This window comes from Saccharopolyspora sp. NPDC045941, from assembly GCF_056431445.1.
This window is the reverse complement of record NZ_JBWKKU010000019.1, coordinates 102917-118505: the sequence shown is the minus strand read 5'-3', so window position 1 is coordinate 118505 and position 15589 is coordinate 102917. Positions and strand designations below refer to the sequence as shown.

The window sequence follows — 15589 nt, the reverse complement described above, 5'->3', positions numbered from 1 at the left end:
GAGCGAGACCGGGTGCCGGGACAGGATGCCCGGGTATCGGTCGCCTGGGGTGGAGGTCAATCGTGATCGGCAGCGTGCCAGGATTCCGGCGCGGCTCAACGCGTTTCGGGATCGCCCTGGTCGGCGTCGTGCTGTTGCTGGACGGACTGATCAGCGTTCCGACCACTGCGGCGCAGGCGCCGCCCCGGCCGGCCGCCGAGCAGCCGCCGGCCCGCATCGCCTACTCGGGCACCGAGCACCGCAGCCTGGGCGTCACCACCACCGGGCTGCCCGGGCAGACGTCGACGCAGCCGCTGCTGGCCGAATCGCCGCAGCACTTCGACCGGGACGTGTCCTCGCGCGGCGGGCTGCTGGTGTTCACCAGCCTGCGCGACGAGTCCAAGCCGCAGGTGTACCTGCGGGGCGCCGACGGCGAGGTGCGGCGGCTCACCCGGGGCCGCGATGCCGCGAATCCGCAGCTCTCGCCGGATCTGCAGTGGGTGGCGTTCGACTCGGCCGAGACGTCGGGGCAGCAGACGCAGCGCGACATCTGGCTGGTGCGCGTCGACGGCACCGATGCCCACCGGCTCGCCGAGACCGCCGACAACGACACGCATCCCACCTTCTCGCCGGACGGCTCCCGCATCGCCTACGCCTGCGATGCCGGCGGCCGGTGGCAGATCTACGACCAGGCCGCCGGCGGGGGCTCCCTGCGGCGGCTGACCGACGAGCCGTCCGGCGGCGCGTTTCAGCCCTCGTGGAACCCGGTCGACGACGCCGGGCACCGGGACCGGATCGCCTACACCTTCGACTCCGACGGCAACATCGGCGGCGCCTCCGATCAGAGCGTGCGCGTGCTCCGCGGCACCGGCACCGGCACGCCGCTGCTGCAAGACGGCTGGCAGAGCCGGGAGCCCAGCTGGCTGCCGAACGGCGACGGATTGCTGTTCGTCAGCCCCAACCTCCAGCGGGTCGGGGGCGGCAACGCCGCCGCGGCCGACGGCATCGACCGGGTCTACCGGGCCGACACCACGACGCTGCCCGCGCCCGCGCCCCGGCAGATGCTGGAGGAGGACCGGCTGGTCGACTCCCCCACCTGGCTCACCAACGGGATCACCGGGCGCCTCGTGGTGGCCCGCACGACCGCGGAGCTCCGGAACACCGCGATGCTGCAGGACATCCGGCAGGACGGGTCGGATCCGCGAAGCCTGGGGGTCGACGTGCTCACCGAGGACCCCAAGGCGCTGGCCGACTCCAGCAAGCTCTTCGAACCCGACCCGGGCTTCGACCCGTGGACGCAGCGGCAGAGCTATTCCCCGGACGGCAGCAAGATCGCGGTCAGCCGGTTCGAGACGGTCGGCGGGCAGCGCGTCCAGCGGATCTGGATCGTCGGCTCCGACGGTTCCGATCCCCGGCTGCTGCCCATCGCCGACCGCAAGTCGGGCGACTGGGAGACCGACGCCGCGTGGTCGCCGGACGGCACGAAGATGGCCGTGGCCCGCAGGTCGCCCGGGGCGATGGAAGAAGGGCGGGGCCGGAGCCGGATCGTCGTCGTGGACGTCGCCACCGGCGAGGTCACCGGGCGCCTGCAGGGCGCGAACGCGGAAGAGGACGACACCCAGCCCGCGTTCTCGCCGGACGGCACGAAGTTCGCGTTCAGCCGCGGCAGGGTCGCCGACACGGACAGGCGGGAGAACCACATCTGGATCGCCCGCGCCGAAGGCCTCGACCGGCAACGCGACCTGAGCGAGCTCGTCTGCCTGTGCGACGTGGTCGACGACAGCCCGGCGTTCTCTCCGGACGGGCGCAGCATCGTGTTCAACCGCGAGCCCGACGGGTTGTACCGGATGTACCTGGCCGACGACCGCTGCGAGGTGCTGCTGCCGAAGGGGCTGTCGAGCTGCGCGGACCGGCCCGACGGCGGGGACACCGGGCCGTTCCAGCCCCGGGACGCAAGCCTGTCGCCGGACGGCGAGCAGATCGTGGTGTCCAAGCGCCCGGTCAAGGACTTCAACCCGCCGGAGTACCTGGCGGTCCTGGACGCGGCGAAGGGGCGGCTGGACCCGATCACCAGTCGGCTCCCCGGGCGGCAGAAGGAACCGACCTGGCAGGCGACCATCGACCTGGCGCTGACCGCTCCCCCGTCGTCGGCCACCGTCGAGGTCGGGTCGTCGGTGCCGGTCACGGCCACCGTGCGCAACAACGGCCCGGCCTCCTCACCGGGCACGAAGGTGACCCTCGACGTGCCGGACGGGCTGCGGCTGCAACGGCTCCGGGCGCAAGGGGCCAGCTGCGACGCCGAGCAGGCGCGATGTGATCTCGACGTGGTGCAGCCGGGGAAGTCCATCCAGGTCACCGCGGAACTCGTCGGCGTGACCACCGGGAACCACCGGCTCCGCTGGGCGGCGGGCAGCTCGATGCAGGACGCCCGCCCCGGCGACAACACCGCGACGACGGTCGTGCCGGTGGTACCGGTGCCGCCGGATCCCCCGCCGCCTCCGGACGCCAATCCCGCCGTGGCGGTCGGAGCCCAGCCGAATCCGTCCTATGTGGGCGGTCGGACCGACGTGACCTACACCGTGCGCAACACCGCTGACGGCACGGCGACGGGCCTGACCCTGGAGATCGCGCTACCGCCCGGCGTCCCGGTGATCAGCCTGCCGCCGGACTGCTCGGCCGTGCGGTGCGCCCTGCCGGACCTGCCTCCCGGCGGAGTCGTCACCAAGCAGGTGGTGCTGGCGCCGAACGCGGCGCTGGAGTCGGTGATCGGCGCAACGCTGCGGACCACCGGGACGGACGCCAACCCGGCCGACAACGCCGCGACCACCCCGTACCGCGTGCTGCAGCCCCGGATCGTCGCGGTGCCGAACATCGGCGAACCCGGCTTCGTGACGTCCGTCCGGGGCATCGACTTCCCGCCGGGAGCCCCGGTGCGGCTGCTGTGGACGCCCGGCATCACCGCCGCCGCGGCGCCGACGCTGCCCGGCCCGGACGGCAGGTTCGCCGCGCAGCTGCTGATCCTGCCCAAGGACCAGACCGGGCCGCGCACCATCACCGCGTCCGGCCCCGGATTCGGCCCCGTCACGACGCAGTTCCTGGTGGTGGCGCCCACGATCGCGCCGCCGGACATGGTCGGACGGAGGTGATCCGGTGATCCACGAGGTCGACGAGGGCCTGCGCCTGCTGCTGGCCGATGGGGGCGTGCCGGGCTCGGGCGTGGAACTCGCCTTCGACCCGCCCACGACGGACTGGGCGGCGAAGCGCAACTCGCCCACGGTCAGCGTCTTCCTCTACGACATCAGGGAAGAGCCGGACCTCCGGCGCGCGGGCGCGTTCGAGCAGTACGACGACGACGGGAAGATGATCGGCTGGCAGAGCCCGCCGCACTGGTTCCAGCTCTCCTACCTGGTGACGGCGTGGACGAACCGCCCGCAGGACGAGCACCGGCTGCTCTCCGACGTGCTGCGCTGCCTGGTGCGCCACGACGCGCTGGCGCCGCAGTGGCTGACCGGGACGCTGGCCGAGCTCGGGCTGACGGTGTCGTTCGAGGCGGGCGGGACGATGGCGGAGGGCCGGTCGGCCTCCGACGTGTGGTCCGCGCTCGGCGGGCAGCTCAAGCCGTCGATCAACCTGCGCGTGAGGGCGCCGCTGGCGGGCGAGCGGATCCCGGCCGGGCCGCCGGTCACCGAAGGCGTTGTCCTGCATGCGGAAAGCTCGGGTGGTCCGGTGAACGAGTCCGCCCGGCGGTTGCGCTACGACGGGCCGACCACGGCGGAAGGCACCGGCTTCGCCCCGACGCGCCCGCGCCCGGAGCCGAAGCGACGACGGCGGGGCACGATCTCGTGACCGGGCCGGACCTGAACTACCTCTGGGCCCGCCTCGGGCTGATCGAGCGGCGCGTCCGCGAGGTCGTGGCGACGCGGCGGGCCGCCGACCCGCAACCGGACGATCCCTACCGCGGGCTCTACGTCACCCCGGACGACGTCGACCGCATCCTCGCCTCCCCGGCGAAGTCCTGGGCCGCGACCCGCGACGACGATCCCGCGGCCGCCGAGCTCGACCCGCTCGCGGCGGCCGTGCCCGACCCCGGGCCGAGGTTGCTGCGCCTCGCCGAGGATTTCGGCCTCTCGGCGCTGGATCTGGAGCTGCTGCTGGTGGCGATGGCGCCCGACGTCGACGTCCGCTTCGAACCGCTCTACGGCTACCTCAACGACGACGTGACCCGGCGTCGGCCGACCACCGGGCTGGCGCTGGAACTGTGCGGGGTGCCCGCGGCGGGCGACGGGCGGTTCCGGTTCGCCGCGGGCGCGCCACTGGTCGCCGGCGGCCTGCTGGAGGTGCAGGAGCCGGAGCGACCGGCGCTGTCGCGGACGCTGCGGGTTCCCGACCGGGTCGCGGCGCACCTGCTCGGCAACGACGACATCGACCCCCACGTCGCGCGCCTTGCCCACTTCGCCCATGCCGATCCGCGCTCGCCCGACGCGCTGGCCAAGCGGATCGGCGCAGCGCTGGACTCCGGGATCCGGCTCGTCCACCTCACCGGGGCGGAGGGCGTGTTGCAGGTCGCGACGGACGCCCTGGCGGTCAGCGGTCGTCGCGCGCTGGTCCTGGACGCCGGGGAGCTGGCCGGTGAGCCGGAGCCGCTGCCCGTCCTGCCCGCGCTGGTGCGCGAAGCGCGGCTGCACCGCGCCGGGATCGTGTTCGGGCCGCTGGAGGCGTTGGAGCGCGAGCAGGCACGGTTGCTGCGGGCGATCGTCGCGTCGGCGGCGGGCATCCCGCTTTTCCTGCACGGTTCCCGCGGCTGGGATCCGGCCTGGTCGCGGCAGGCTCCGGTGTCGATCCGCGTCGCGGCACCGAAACCGGAGCAGCGGGCGCGGACCTGGCGGCAGGCCCTAGCGGCGACCGGTGACGCCGCAGCGGTGCCCGAAAGCGCGCTCGTCGATGCCCTCACCGGCTACCGGTTGGACGCCGACCAGGTCGGCCGGGCGGCATCGGTGGCGACCCAGCTCGCCGCGCTCGACGCCCGCCCGGTGGGTCTTGAGGATCTGCGGGCGGGCGTGCGCGCCCAGAACGGCGCGGGCCTGGAACGCCTCGCCCGGCGCATCACGCCGGCGGTGCACTGGGACGACCTGGTGCTGCCCGAGCCGACCCACCGCCACCTGAACGAGCTGTCGATGCGCGCCCGGCACCGGGACCTCGTCCTCGGTGACTGGCGGATGCGCCCCGGCGGCGGCCGCGGGCGCGGCGTGATCGCGTTGTTCGCGGGCGAATCCGGCACCGGCAAGACCATGTCGGCGGAAGTGGTCGCGGCCGGCCTCGGGATGGACCTGTACGTGGTGGATCTGTCCACAGTGGTCGACAAGTACGTCGGCGAGACGGAGAAGAACCTGGAGCGGATCTTCACCGAGGCGGTCGGCGTGAACGGGGTGCTGCTGTTCGACGAAGCGGACGCCATCTTCGGCAAGCGCTCCCAGGTCAAGGACGCCCACGACCGCTACGCCAACGTCGAGTCGGCATTCCTGTTGCAGCGCATGGAAACCTTCGACGGCATCGCGATCCTGACGACGAACCTGCGGGCGAACCTGGACGATGCGTTCACCCGCCGCCTGGACGTGATCGCCGACTTCCCGATGCCAGGCCCGGAGCAGCGCCAAGCCCTCTGGGACCGCTGCCTCGGCAGCGCGATCCCCCGAGCGGAAGACCTGGACCTGGCGTTCTGCGCGGAGCGCTTCGAGCTCGCGGGCGGCTCCATCCGCTCCTGCGCCATCACGGCCGCCTACCTGGCGGCGGAGGCCGGTAGGCCGGTGGGCATGGACGAGCTGGTCACGGCGGTCCGCCAGGAGTACGGCAAGCTCGGACGCCTGGTGCTGGAATCGGAGTTCGGGCATTGGGCGGCAGGGTCCTGATCTCCCGATGATGTCCCACATCGACCGAAACCAAGAACAGCGTCAGACATCCTGATTCAGCGCATCTATGTCCTGCTGGGAAAGATCCTTGCTGACCTCGATCTGCGGATGCGCTCCCAAGGCGTCCAATGCCTTGTCGGATGCCTTCTTACCGCCTTGCACCTTGGCGTGGTACAGGCCTCGCACAACGAGGACGATCTTGAACTTGTAGACTCGATCGCCGTCTTGGATGCCATTCGTCGCCAGGTCGAGGATCGCCTCGGTGCACCCCCTGCTCTTGTTCGACGTCGATGGAAGGCCGTCGCGCGACTCGGAAGTGCAAGGCGACTTGGTGACCGAGAAAATGACCTTGTGATAGCGATGTGGGCCCGGCTTGAACTTGTCCAGGTTGCTCCGCAACCCGGCGATCAGAATGTCCTCGGCATGCATGGCTTCCTCGTCGGCGGAACCAGGAACGTTCGTCGCCGTCAGCAGGTTCTCGTCTTGCCCGGAATCGTCGGTGTAGATCAACGATGCGTGGGTCTGGAACCTCTTCTCCTTGTCCACCTCCCCCTGCGCAGTGGTGCCGAACCACTCCTCGTTCGTCATCAGACCAGAACGGGGTCCAGGATTGGATGCCGGTGCTCTCTGCAAAGCCCCCTCCGCCACGGGGGAGTCGATCTCGCTCGCGACCTGATTCCGGTGCGGCTGCGCCATCACGCGCTTCGCGTTCTGCTCCGCCTCTCGCTCGAAGCGGTCCGATGGATCTGACACCTTCAGGCCGTCGCCGTTGTCGGTGCCCGCGACGGGGCCGGAGCGTTGCTGGATGACGTGGGTGAGTTCGTGGGCGAGGGTGTGCTCGTCGGTTCCGCCTTCGCCGATGACGACGTGGTTTCCGGTGGTGTAGGCGCGGGCGCCGATTTCCGCCGCCGAGCGTTGCGCGGCGGGTCCGGTGTGCAGGCGGACGTCGGAGAAGTCCGCGCCGAGGCGGCTCTCCATGTCCGTGCGCACGGGCTCGTCCAACGGCTCTCCGGACGACCGCAGCACGTCGTGCACGGCCGAACGTTGCACCTCCTCCACGTCGCCACCGCGGGCGTCGGCGATCGCCCTTGCTACGGCGGCATTCCCCAGCGTTCGTTGCAGGTGCAGGATGTGTTCCGCGGAGCCCGGTGCGCCAGGCCGCTCTCCGGCTTCCGGTCCTCGTGCGCGCCGTTCCCGCTCGGACGACTCCGCTTCGCTGCTGTGGCGGTCGTGCATCAGGTCTCCTCACAACGCCCGTGCACCACTGGTACCGCGCTCGGCGCGACCGGGGCATGCCCGGAAGGGCACACCTCGGGGCAGAGCCGACCGGCATGTCCCGGGAAGGCAGGGCCTGGTTGCCCGGGAAGGCAGTCGTGTTGCCCTCGGTGGGGGTCGGGCGGACCTGTTCGCGCGCGTCGCCGGGCGCGAGGCTCTGGGCACGCCACACCTCAGACGAAGGAGCGAACATGCCGTCGTACCTGTCCCCTGGCGTGTACGTCGAGGAGGTCCAGAACGGGGCCAGACCGATCGAGGGGGTCGGGACCGCCGTCGCCGCTTTCGTCGGCTTCGCACCTCAGGGCCCGTTCCACCAGCCGACGCTGGTGACGAACTGGAGCCAGTACGTGCAGACCTTCGGCGGCTTCGACGACGGCTATCTCGCACACGCCGTCTACGGCTACTTCGCCAACGGCGGCGGCACCGCCTACGTCGTCCGCATCGGCGGGCCCGCCGCGGCGCCCGACGCAGCCCCGGCGACGCCCGTCGAGCTCGGTGGCTTGCGGATCTCGGCGCTGCCGGGTGCCGGCGGCGACATCACCGTCGAGGTCGCCGACGCCGAGGGCGAGAACCCGCCGGAGGACCGGTTCCGGCTGCTGGTCGGCCAGGGCGGCAAGGTCGCCGAGATCTACGACGTCTCGACCAAGAAGAACGTCAAGAGCTACGTGGTCACCCAGGTCCGCGAGCGGTCCAAGCTCATCGAGGTCACCGAGCGGTCCAGCGCGGCCCTGACCAGGCCGGAGAACCAGTCGGTCACGATCGCCGCGCCGCCGCCGCGCGAATCCAGACCGGCCGCTGTGGATGCCCAGGAGTACGTCGGGGACCTCGCGGCCCGCACCGGCTTCGGCGGGCTGGAGACCATCGACGAGATCACCATGGTCGCCGTCCCCGACCTGATGAGCGCCCACCAGCGCGGCCTCATCGACGCCGAAGGCGTGAAGACCGTGCAGCTCGCCGCGATCTCGCACTGCGAGCAGATGGGCGACCGCGTCGCGGTGCTCGACGCTCCCCCGGGCCTCAACGCCCAGCAGGTTCGGAACTGGCGGATGGACCAGGCGGGCTACGACTCGCGGTACGCGACGCTGTACTACCCGTGGATCAAGGTCTTCGACCCGGCCAGCGGGCGCAACACCCTGGTCCCGCCGAGCGGCCACATCGCCGGCGTGTGGGCGCGCAGCGACGCCGAGCGCGGCGTGCACAAGGCCCCGGCGAACGAGGTCATCCGCGGCGCGGTGGACCTGGAGATCAACCTGAGCAAGGGCGAGCAGGACCTGCTCAACCCGATCGGCGTGAACTGCGTCCGCGCGTTCCCCGGTCGCGGCATCCGGATCTGGGGCGCCCGGACGCTGTCCTCGGACCCCGCCTGGCGCTACCTCAACGTCCGCCGGCTGTTCAACTACCTGGAGGAGTCGATCCTGATCGGCACCCAGTGGGTGGTCTTCGAGCCGAACGACGACCGGTTGTGGTCGAGCATCCGGCGCAACATCTCCGCGTTCCTGCACGAGGCCTGGCGCGACGGCGCGTTGTTCGGCCGCACCGCCGAGGAGGCGTTCTTCGTCAAGTGCGACCGGGAGAACAACCCGCAGGAGTCGATCGACCTGGGGCAGGTCGTGTGCGACATCGGTGTCGCCCCGGTCAAGCCCGCCGAGTTCGTCATCTTCCGGCTCTCTCAGTTCTCCGACAGCACCAGCCTGCTCAGCGAATAGCCCAACAGCACGGAAGGCGGCGGATAAGCCATGGCACAGGGCGACAGTCTCGCCACGCACCGGTTCGGTGTGCAACTCGGTGGCATCACGGTGGAATCGGTCAAGGAGATCAGCGGCCTGACCGTCGAACAGGACGTGATCGAGACCCAGCAGGTCACGCCGACCGGCGAGCGGATCAACAAGAAGCAGCCCGGCGGTCAGAAGGGCGGCGAGGTGACGATCACCCGCGGCATGGACCAGAGCGCCGAGTTCACCGACTGGATCAAGAAGACGCTGCTGGACGGCAACGTCGAGGTCGCTCGGGAGAACCTGACGATCGAGATCCAGGACTCCAAGGGCGACACGGTGCGGCGGATGCAGCTCTTCGACGCCTGGGTCAGCAAGTGGGAGGGCCCGTCGCTCACCGCGGGCGAGTCCCAGGCCGCGACGGAGAAGGCCACCATCACGTTCGAGCGGATCGAGGTCGAATGAGGCGACGCATCGCGTCGCTCGGCGAGCTCGACGAGGTCGCGGGCAAGGGCCAGGCGGCGGACACCCGCCCGGCCCCGGCCGAGCAGGCGACGCAGCGCGACGAGTTCGACTTCGAACTCCCCCGCGGCTACGTGCACTCCGACGGCACCGTGCACAAGCACGGCCGGATGCGGCTGGCCACCGCGAAGGACGAGCTCCGGCCGCTGATCGACGTGCGGGTCAAGGAGAACCCCGCCTACCTCAGCGTGGTGCTGCTCAGCCAGGTGATCACCCGGCTCGGCGGCCTCACCGAGGTGCACACGGGCCTGGTGGAGAACATGTACGCCACCGACATCGCGTTCCTGCAGGACTTCTACCGGCGGATCAACAGCGAGGGGCACACCAGGGCGGGGGTCACCTGCCCGTCCTGCGGCACGGCGTTCGAGGTCGACCTCGCCGGTGGGCGCCTGGGGGAATCGTGACGTACGCGGTCGACCGGCTGCACGAGGAGGTCGCGTACGTCGCCTACCACTTCCACTGGCCGCGCGAGGAGATCCTCGAACTCGACCACCACGAACGACGGCGTTGGGTCCACGAGATCGCGCGCATCAACACCAGGGTGAACGAAGGCGGGTGACCGGGTGAGCCTGTGGGACCTCTTCCGCCGTCGGCGCGAGGACGGCTCGGCGCGACCTGCCACCGCAACCCCCGGCTGGGACGGCGGGTGGCGGCGGGCCGCCGCGGATCCCGGCGTGATCCAGCGCGCCGGGATCGGCGTGACCGCGGCCATGCGGTTCCGGGAATCCGTGACCTCGTTCCAGGACCACGGCGTGCTGACCGGGCTCGGGCACAGCCTCCAGGCAGGTGCGCCGTCCGGCCTCGTGCACGGGCTGCTCCGCCCGGCTGCCGGGCTTCCCGTGCAGCGCTCGGCGACCGGGGCGCTGCCCGTGGTCGTTCCCGCGTACGACGGCGATCCGGTGCCGCTGGACCACTCACCGGCATCCGTTGTCCCGGTGGAACCCCCTGTCGCCGAAGGGAATGTTGCTCCGGTGCGGCCACGGCGGCTCTCTCCGCCGCTGACCGTGGCCCGGCCGGCGACGCCGCTCGCGCCACGGCCCTTGCGCGCGGTGGGGCCGCGCCCGAATGTCGCATCCAATCCATCATCCATAGTGGTCGATCAACATTCGGTCGACGGAAGGGATGGTGCGCCGGAGCCGGTCGTGCAGCGCCAGGTTTCCCGCCCGGTCAAGCCCGGCGCCGCCGTGCGATCAGGCCCCGGCGAGCCGTTGCGCGTCCTTCCGCCCAGTGCCGTGGTCTTCCCCGACGCGGACCGCTCGGCGGACCAGGCTCCGGATGACGGGTCGGCGTTGCCGCTGGCGAGCACCGATCCGGCGCCGTCCCGCACCGGTGAGCACCGGGCGGTCCAGCGGGTCACGAAGACCTCCGCACGTGATGCTCCAGGAAGCCAGGCCCCGCCCCGGGTTCGCCCCCGGTTGGGCATCGGGGCGCCGATCGCCCAGATCCCGCCGTCCGCGACGACCAGCGCCGAAGACCGCCCGACGCCCGCCGAGTCGGCCCCACCTCCGGCCGATTCTCCCGTTGTGCAGCGGAAACCGGCCGCTTCGGCGACCGGAGCGGAGGCTCCCGCAAGCCCGGTGAGCGGCTCTCCCGCGACGGTTCGCCCCGACTCCGCAGACCCGGTTGAGCCGCAACGAATCACGGACCCGGTGGTGGTTCAGCAGCTCGCCGCGCCGCCGGAGCCCGAAGCCCGCAACTCGCACTCGCACTCGCACTCGCACTCGCCTACGAGCGTCTCGGAGGCCTTGCCGTCACCCGGCCTTGCCGAGCCGGACGCCCCAAGCGAGATACCGCACGAGCCAGCCGGAACCCGGCCGCTAAGCGCGTCGGCAGACTCCCCCATCGCACCGCTGATCCACGATTCCGCGGAATCCATGGTGGTGCAGCGGCTTGCGCACGATGATTCCTCCGGCGAAGCGCCAGAAGGGCCCGAACCCGCCGACGTGCATTCGCTGCCGGCCGAACTCGTCGTCCCGCGCTCAACGCAAGATGCGACCACCCCGGCCAACCCCGAACGAGGACGCGGCGGGGATGCGCCGGTAGCACCCCTGATCCATGAATCCGCTGCCGTGCCACGGATCGAGAACCCGCTGAGCGCACCGCCCGGCCATCCCCTCCCGGCGGCACACGGGGTGTCGGAACCCGAACAGGACGGCACCGAAGCGGTCCGGCACCAGGAAGCCCCCGATTTCGGGCAAGATCCGGAGGTTCCCGATTTCAGGCGAAATCGGACGGCTACGAACCCGGGCCTTCCGGTCGGGGAGGTCGAGGCAGTACCCGGGCCGGACCTGGTGCCAGTGGTCCAGCGCACGGCCCGGAGCCAGCACCAAGGGTCTTCCACAACCACACCAGAGACCGAGGGTCCGACGGCAGGCCTTCACCCGCCGGAAAGCGATGCGCCGACCGCGCTCCCGCTGACCGGGGCTTCCCCCGCTCAGAGCTCCGCCGCCGACGTCCAGCGCCAGGTTCGGGCACCCGGATCCGCACCACCGAACCGTGCGACGACGCGGGCCGGGGCTCGCCTTCACGAACCCGTCCAGCGCATCCTGCCGCTGCTGTCGGCGCGGCCGTTGACCGCACGAATCGGGCAAGACCCGGGCGTCGGCGCGGCGCGCAGCCCTCAGCAACCCGCGCGACCGGTGGCACCGGTGCGCTGGAACCACGCCGATCCGGCACCTCCTTCCGGGATCACGCCGCCGCGCCCAGCGCCAAGCACGCCGGTGCAGCGAGCCCGGGTCTCCGCCGCTCCCCCGGCATCCAGCGCTCCGGTGCAGCTCGCCCCGCTCCCGGCACCACCCAGCGGTGAAGCCCTGCCGAGCGCTGCGCTGACACAGCAGGCAGCCGAAACTCCGCACGCCGCGCCGGAAGTCCTCCCGGTGTCCCGCTCAGCGGCTCCAGCCGTGCAGCGTTCGAGCGCAGCCCCGGTGGAGCAGCCCGCAGAACGGCAGAAGGCCGCTGCCCCGAAACCGGTCGCCGCGCCGAGCCCGATTCCCGGTGTCCCGGCGGGAGTTCCGGTCACGGTGGTCCAGCGCAAGCCCGAGCCGGCCGCCACCGGGGAGCAGGACGCCACCCCGGCCGGGGCGGGCGGCTCCGGCGGGCAGGACATCGACGAGCTCGCTCGTCGCCTGATCGAGCCGGTGGGACGGCTGCTGCGCGCCGAGTTCCGCCACGGCAGGGAACGAATCGGGCGGCCGCACGATCGCCGCCGCTAGCACGTTCGGAAGGAGTGTTGCCGGTGCCTCAGGAGATCTTCGCGTCCAGCGTGTTCTTCCGGCTGGTCATCGGGGGCAACGACCTGGGCAGGTTCAACACCTGCTCCGGGCTCGGCGCCCAGGTCGAGGTGGAGCAGTTCGCCGAGGGCGGCAACAACGGCTTCACCTGGCAGCTGCCCACCCGGATCACCTGGACCAACATCACGCTGACCCGCCCGGTCACCAGCGACACCGCCAAGATCTCGCGGTGGCTCACGCAGATCATCCGGCGCGCCGAGCGCAAGAACGGCGAGATCGTCGCGCTGAAGCCGGATCTCACGCCCATCGCCCGATGGCAGGTGCTCGGCATCATCCCGGTCAGCTGGCAGGGCCCGTCCTTCGACCCGTCCAACGCGCAGGCCGCGGTGGAGACGCTGGAAATCGCCCACCTGGGCGTGCAACCGTCGTGAGAGGAGGGGCCGGATGGCCGCCGCACCGGGCAACAACCTCGCCCGCGCCCAACTGCTGATCATGGAGCCGCCCGCGAAGGTCGGCGCGAAACCGGGGGCGACGATCAAGCGGGTCCGGTTCCAGTTCAACCCGAACAAGCTCTCGCTGACCAAGAGCACCGAGTGGCGGCGCAAGCCGTCCCGGATGGCGCCCGACGCGGCGTTGCCCGAATTCGTCGGCAGCGGCCCGCGTTCCCTCTCCCTCGAAGTGTTCCTGGACGCCACCGACAAGCACGACGGCTCGGTGGAGAAGAAGATCGAGGACCTGATGGTGGCCTGCGTGCCCACCCCGAAGAGCCTGGCCAGCAAGAAGCCCGCCAGCCCGTGGGTCCGGTTCGAATGGGGCACCGCCAGGACGACCTCGTTCAACGGCGTGCTGTCGAGCTTCTCGGTCGACTACTCGCTGTTCGACGTCGACGGGAAGCCGCTGCGGGCGACCTGTTCGCTCGGCATCGAAGAGGCCAGCGTCGACACCCCGGGCCAGAACCCGACATCGGGCTCCGAGAACACCCGCCGCACGCACCGGGTCGTCGCCGGCGACAGCCTGCCGCAGCTCGCCTGGCACGAGTACGGCGACGCCACGGCGTGGCGGATCATCGCCGAGGCCAACGAGATCGACGACCCCATGATCCTGGCGCCCGGGACCGAACTGCTGGTGCCCGCCTTCGACGACGGACAGGACGGTGCGTGATGGGCGCGAAAGAGGGCGGGCGTTCCGTCGCCGCCGATCCGATCGTGGCCGCGCCCGGCCCGTTGCCCGCGGCCTGGCAGGAACAGCTCACCAGCTGCGTGGTCGACGAGAACGTCGGGCTGCCCGACGCGGCCCTGCTGACCTTCCGGGATCCGAACCACGAGCTGCTGACCGCGACCGGCATCACCATCGGCTCGCCGCTGACGGTGTCGGTCGCCACCACCGGCAGCCAGGCGCCGAAGCGCCTGTTCACCGGCGAGGTCACCGGCCTGGAGCTGGACACCGACGGCACCGGCTCGTTCACCGTGGTGCGGGCGATGAGCAAGGCGCACCGGCTGATGCGGGGCCGGAAGGTCACGGCGTTCCGCAACATGACCGCCGCCGCGATCGTGCGGAAGGTCGCGACGGGCGCGGGTCTGCGGGCCGGCCTCATCGACGCCAAGCCGATCACCTACACCCAGCTCTCCCAGGCGAACGTGTCGGACTGGGAGTTCCTCCAGGACCTGGCGCAGGAACACGGCGTCACCGTGCGGATCGATGAGAAAGGGCGGCTGGACTTCGCCGCGCTCAAACCCGCCGCGAGCGCTCCCTCGCCCGACACCCCGGCGACCAAGAGCCCGTTCGTCCTGGAGTACGGCCGGAACCTGATGGCGCTGCGCGCGGTGCTCACGGCCGTGGACCAGGTCGACAAGGTCGAGGTGCGCGGCTGGAACGTGGCCACCAAACGTCCTTTGATAGCAGAGGAGGACGCCACCCGGAGCAAGACCGTGCGGCCGGGGCTCACCGCGGCGGAGGCGACCGGCAAGTTCGGCAAGGGCGCCCGGATGCGCGTCACCGACACCCCCTACGGCACGCAGGCCGAGGCCACGGCGGCGGCACGCGCGCTGGCGGCGTCGATGAGCGCGGGGCTCAGCGAGATCGAAGCGGTCGCGGAAGGCAACCCGGAACTGCGCGCGGGAGTGCCGATCGCGCTCGGCAACGTCGGGCCCAAGTTCTCCGGGCGGTTCACCGCGACGGCGGTGCACCACGTGCTGGAGCCCGGGAACGGCTACCGCACCACGGTGCTGGTCAGCACCTCCCCCGACCGGTCGCTGACCGGGCTGGTCACCGGCGCCAACGCGCCGGACCGGGGCCCGCGCATCCCGGGCCTGGCCACCGGGATCGTCACCGACATCAAGGAGGCGGGCGGCGCCCAGCGAGGCTGGGTGAAGCTGAAGTTCCCGTGGCTCGACGACGCCTACGTGACCGACTGGGTCCGCACCGTGCAGCTCGGCGGGCAGGGCGGGGGCGGCGTGTTCAGCCCCGATGTCAACGACGAGGTGCTGGTCGGCTTCGAGCAAGGTTGCCTCGACAAGCCCTACGTGCTCGGCGGGCTCTACAACGGCCGGGACAACCCGTCGCCGCACGACCTGCCGCTGGTCGACCGCACCACTGGCAAGGTCAACCGGCGTTCCCTGGTGTCCCGCAAGGGACATCGGCTCGAACTCATCGACTCCACCACCAGAACGCCGGGGATCCGGCTCACCAGCGGCAACAAGCGGCTGGACATCCGGATGGACGAGAAGCGGCGGACGATCGACATCACGGTGTCGGCCGTGGGCGGCCGGCGGACGCTGAGCACGGTGTCGCTGACCGACCGCGGGATCACGCTCGACGCCGGTACCGGCGACCTCACCCTGACCGGCAAGTCGGTGTCGATCGACGCGAAGACGTCGGTCTCGATCAACGGCGGGACCAACGTGGGAATCGACGGCGGCGCGATGGCCACGTTGCGCGGCCGCATGGTCCACATCAACTGATCAGC

General features: G+C 71.3%; 12 protein-coding genes. 11 read left to right on the top strand and 1 reads right to left on the bottom strand.

Annotation, left to right across the window (positions count from 1 at the left end; genetic code table 11):
• Positions 1-62: 62 nt before the first annotated feature.
• From AC07FN_RS17880 to AC07FN_RS17870, 3 genes are read left to right on the top strand one after another with little or no spacing between them, the layout of a single operon-like run.
• Positions 63-3125 (top strand): hypothetical protein, encoded by a 3063-nt coding sequence (locus AC07FN_RS17880; protein ID WP_478396612.1) that lies wholly within the window; start codon positions 63-65, stop codon positions 3123-3125.
• A 4-nt stretch (positions 3126-3129) separates the two neighbouring features.
• Positions 3130-3825, top strand: coding sequence for a Pvc16 family protein (locus AC07FN_RS17875; RefSeq protein ID WP_478396611.1), 696 nt, complete (start codon positions 3130-3132; stop codon positions 3823-3825).
• Entirely contained in the window at positions 3822-5885 is a 2064-nt protein-coding gene (locus tag AC07FN_RS17870) for an ATP-binding protein (RefSeq protein ID WP_478396610.1), read from the top strand. Before AC07FN_RS17875 ends, AC07FN_RS17870 begins: the two co-directional genes overlap by 4 nt.
• 42 nt (positions 5886-5927) lie before the next feature.
• Here AC07FN_RS17870 and AC07FN_RS17865 read toward each other — a convergent pair whose 3' ends face one another.
• Positions 5928-7121, bottom strand: coding sequence for an eCIS core domain-containing protein (locus AC07FN_RS17865; protein ID WP_478396609.1), 1194 nt, complete (start codon positions 7119-7121; stop codon positions 5928-5930).
• A gap of 230 nt (positions 7122-7351) precedes the next feature.
• On the opposite strand from AC07FN_RS17865, the gene AC07FN_RS17860 reads away from it, so the two are divergent.
• From AC07FN_RS17860 to AC07FN_RS17825, 8 genes are read left to right on the top strand one after another with little or no spacing between them, the layout of a single operon-like run.
• Positions 7352-8866, top strand: coding sequence for a phage tail sheath family protein (locus AC07FN_RS17860; RefSeq protein ID WP_478396608.1), 1515 nt, complete (start codon positions 7352-7354; stop codon positions 8864-8866).
• 30 nt (positions 8867-8896) lie between these two features.
• Positions 8897-9337, top strand: coding sequence for a phage tail protein (locus tag AC07FN_RS17855; RefSeq protein ID WP_358304911.1), 441 nt, complete (start codon positions 8897-8899; stop codon positions 9335-9337).
• Complete coding sequence (locus AC07FN_RS17850; protein ID WP_478396607.1) at positions 9334-9798, top strand: hypothetical protein; 465 nt, start codon at positions 9334-9336, stop codon at positions 9796-9798. Before AC07FN_RS17855 ends, AC07FN_RS17850 begins: the two co-directional genes overlap by 4 nt.
• A complete protein-coding gene (locus AC07FN_RS17845) occupies positions 9795-9953 on the top strand; it encodes a DUF6760 family protein (protein ID WP_478396606.1) in 159 nt (52 codons plus the stop codon). Before AC07FN_RS17850 ends, AC07FN_RS17845 begins: the two co-directional genes overlap by 4 nt.
• A 4-nt stretch (positions 9954-9957) precedes the next feature.
• The gene (locus AC07FN_RS17840; RefSeq protein WP_478396605.1) at positions 9958-12606 is read left to right on the top strand and encodes a hypothetical protein; all 2649 of its coding nucleotides are present in this window, start codon (positions 9958-9960) and stop codon (positions 12604-12606) included.
• A gap of 23 nt (positions 12607-12629) precedes the next feature.
• A complete protein-coding gene (locus AC07FN_RS17835; protein WP_478396604.1) occupies positions 12630-13055 on the top strand; it encodes a phage tail protein in 426 nt (141 codons plus the stop codon).
• 13 nt (positions 13056-13068) lie between these two features.
• Complete coding sequence (locus AC07FN_RS17830; RefSeq protein WP_478396603.1) at positions 13069-13785, top strand: CIS tube protein; 717 nt, start codon at positions 13069-13071, stop codon at positions 13783-13785.
• Positions 13785-15584: a VgrG-related protein gene (locus AC07FN_RS17825; protein ID WP_478396602.1), complete on the top strand. Its 1800-nt coding sequence runs from the start codon at positions 13785-13787 to the stop codon at positions 15582-15584. The genes AC07FN_RS17830 and AC07FN_RS17825 overlap by 1 nt, the downstream gene beginning before the upstream one ends.
• Positions 15585-15589: the final 5 nt, after the last annotated feature.

Coding starts and splice junctions, on each gene's coding strand:
- AC07FN_RS17865 (WP_478396609.1), bottom strand. CDS start 7,121: ATGCACGACCGCCACAGCAGCGAAGCGGAGTCGTCCGAGCGGGAACGG.
- AC07FN_RS17860 (WP_478396608.1), top strand. CDS start 7,352: ATGCCGTCGTACCTGTCCCCTGGCGTGTACGTCGAGGAGGTCCAGAAC.
- AC07FN_RS17855 (WP_358304911.1), top strand. CDS start 8,897: ATGGCACAGGGCGACAGTCTCGCCACGCACCGGTTCGGTGTGCAACTC.
- AC07FN_RS17850 (WP_478396607.1), top strand. CDS start 9,334: ATGAGGCGACGCATCGCGTCGCTCGGCGAGCTCGACGAGGTCGCGGGC.
- AC07FN_RS17830 (WP_478396603.1), top strand. CDS start 13,069: ATGGCCGCCGCACCGGGCAACAACCTCGCCCGCGCCCAACTGCTGATC.
- AC07FN_RS17825 (WP_478396602.1), top strand. CDS start 13,785: ATGGGCGCGAAAGAGGGCGGGCGTTCCGTCGCCGCCGATCCGATCGTG.